The sequence below is a fragment of the Pseudomonas sp. p50(2008) genome (genome assembly GCF_015351605.1).
Taxonomy (GTDB): Bacteria; Pseudomonadota; Gammaproteobacteria; order Pseudomonadales; family Pseudomonadaceae; genus Aquipseudomonas.
Genome location: NZ_JACMYF010000031.1, coordinates 1 through 2,413, shown reverse-complemented (window position 1 = coordinate 2,413; position 2,413 = coordinate 1). Strand labels below are relative to the sequence as shown.

Annotated in this window: 4 protein-coding genes; all 4 read right to left on the bottom strand. The window is 55.3% G+C overall.

The window, feature by feature from the left end; all coding sequences use genetic code 11:
• Nucleotides 1-205 precede the first annotated feature (205 nt).
• Nucleotides 206-613, bottom strand: a complete 408-nt coding sequence (locus H7698_RS31005) for a hypothetical protein (RefSeq protein ID WP_194693887.1) — start codon at nucleotides 611-613, stop codon at nucleotides 206-208.
• Nucleotides 610-960 (bottom strand): TrfB-related DNA-binding protein, encoded by a 351-nt coding sequence (locus tag H7698_RS31000; protein WP_194693886.1) that lies wholly within the window; start codon nucleotides 958-960, stop codon nucleotides 610-612. The genes H7698_RS31005 and H7698_RS31000 overlap by 4 nt, the downstream gene beginning before the upstream one ends.
• Nucleotides 957-1,880: a ParB/RepB/Spo0J family partition protein gene (locus H7698_RS30995; protein WP_236300432.1), complete on the bottom strand. Its 924-nt coding sequence runs from the start codon at nucleotides 1,878-1,880 to the stop codon at nucleotides 957-959. Before H7698_RS30995 ends, H7698_RS31000 begins: the two co-directional genes overlap by 4 nt.
• Before the next feature lie 10 nt (nucleotides 1,881-1,890).
• Nucleotides 1,891-2,413, bottom strand: a 523-nt coding sequence (locus H7698_RS30990; RefSeq protein ID WP_194693884.1) for a ParA family protein, incomplete at its 5' end; no start/stop codon positions are given.

Genomic DNA, 2,413 nt, shown 5'->3' with positions numbered 1-2,413 from the left:
CGTATCAAATTAGGCGTACCAGTAATCGAAGTAAAGCTTTGAGTGATGTACTCAAGGCTGTTTCAGCACGGGTATGCCCTAAAAATACACATTGCGTTCAGATAGTGGGATTGATCGCAACCCAGCACTTGGCACCGTTGTAATCGTCACCAAAGGATGTTGCTCACTCAGTTCCATGTGGCTGATCTCCAAAGGCAGGCGAGGGCTACGAGTTGCTGCGTCGGTGAATACGATCCAGAGCGGGGAATGAGTCGCGAACTTGTTGTTCATGTTTCAGCGATTCCCCGCGAGCGTCCAAGGCTGCTTTCACTGGAGCAAGGATCCTGGCCGCTTCTTCCGCGCCTTTCTCTTTCACCAACTGCTCATGCCCGCGTGGGTCAATGGCTTCACGTTCTACCCGAGCCTTTTCGAGAGCTTCAAAAGCTGCAGCGTCTGCAGCTACTGCTGCGTTGATCTCGGCGTAGTGACTCTGGCGTTTCGCTGGGTCGGGCTGAAACTCTTTAGCGAGTTCGAGATCGGCCAGCAGCGAGAGGGAACGGTCAATGCCGTTGAGGGACTTCGCTAGCGGCTCCAGCAGCTTGGCGAATGCTTCGAGGGTTTGTTTGTCGGTCATGCCTCGTGATCCTTCTTGGACATGGATTTGTTTTGCCAATACTTCAACCGTTCTTCGTCCGCCTCTTTTACGAAACGATCGATCATCTGCTCTGGTGCGCAGATCTGCGCATAGGCCCAGCCTTTGGGTGCCTGGAGCAAATAGGCTGAATAGATCTTGTCGCGGATGGCCATCGCTCGCTGTTTGGTCAGCCCGTGAGCTGTGGCCACGGCAACCAGTTTTTTGCCTTCGACAAGGATTTCAAAAGCGACGTCGAGGCTACGGCTGTGCATCTTGGACTTGCTGCGAATCCGCTCGAAGTCTTCGAGCGGTATCCGTAGATCCTGGTCAATGGTGCGGCCAGTCATTCTGTTGGCTTCCACTGTTCAGCGATTTGTTGCCGGGCTTTTTCCAGCTCCTGGGTGAGATATTCCTTTTCGGCTTCCAGAGCCTTTACCTGCTCGGCCAGAACGGCGTTCTGTTCTTTCAGCACGTCGAGTTCTGTGTCTTCGTCCGTGTTGGCGGCTGGTTTCGCGGGCTTGGTTTTGCCACCGGGTTTGATCCTCAGTGCCTTTGTGGTGCGAAGCTGGGTGCGAACCTCGTTACGCAAGTTGAGGTCGGGGTCTTCTTCGGCGCGCTGCACCAGCTCGACCGCTGCGGCTTGATCAAGCCGTTCAAGTCGGGCCAGGTCATTGACCACGGAAATATCGGCAGTGACCCCGTTCTGTACGGCTGTGCGACTCGCGCCTGGCTGCTCTACCGCATCAAGATAGGCGAGGCGTTCAGCAACCCAACTGACGCTCTTTTTCCACTCGTCAGCGACGGCCTGCAGGGTGCCCAATTCCTCTTTGTCTCCTTTGAGAGCAAGGGCTACCTCAAGCTGTGTCAGGTTCTCGCGCTGGACGTTTTCAGCGCGTTGAATCCGTTTCGCTTGGGCGTCAGTAAGGTCGCGCACAACGGCTTCAAGCAGGAGGCCTTTGAGCGCGCATGAACGCTGCCGGCGTTCACCGGCTACCATCAGATATTTGAAGCCGCTTTCAGGATTTGGATGAGGGCGAAGGATGGCAGGCTCTGCCTGACCGTTCTGCTCAATGTCGTCGCCCAGCTCCATCAGCGACTCTTGAGTAAAGCCCGGATTCTGTTTCCCCCGGATCTGTGGCTTGCACTCAACTTCACCAGGGTTGACCTTGATGATGCGCTCGCCTTCCTGAACGGCTTTCTGCTTTTGGAAGTCAGACAGCTTGTTGACTGCTCCCCCGAATGCGTTCGGTTTCTTTGTCGTAGTCATGGGATCTCCCTCAAGCCGTGAAAACTTTATCGAGAACAGCCTTGCAGGCCCGTTTCATTTCTTTCCCGGCTTCGCGCTGGCTACCGCTGCGAGCTTTCCACCAGACGGGATTGCCTGCGGCCAAGGCTTTGTTGATGCAGGGCCGGTAAATGATTTGTTCAGCAAACATCGAGTCCCCGTAGGCTTCGCGCAAACCGGGGAGCGCATCAATTTCTTCTGGTGATCGGCTGTTGACCAGGTTCGGCAAGTAACCCAAGAACTTCAGTTTCGGGTTGTACCGATCCTGCACAGTCTCGATGGTGTTCATCAGTTTCGGCAGCCGAGCCAAGGTGAAAGCACTGATATTGAAGGGGGCGACCACCGCGTCAGAAGCCGTCAGAGCGGCGACCATACGACGCTGCAGGTTGGGTGGAGTGTCGATCATGCACAGGTCAAAATCACCGGCAAAGCGTTCGAGGGCAGGCCGCAACTGGTGAATTACATCAAGAGGCATATCGTCCACATCGAGCAGCGGTACGTCTGCTTCGATCAAC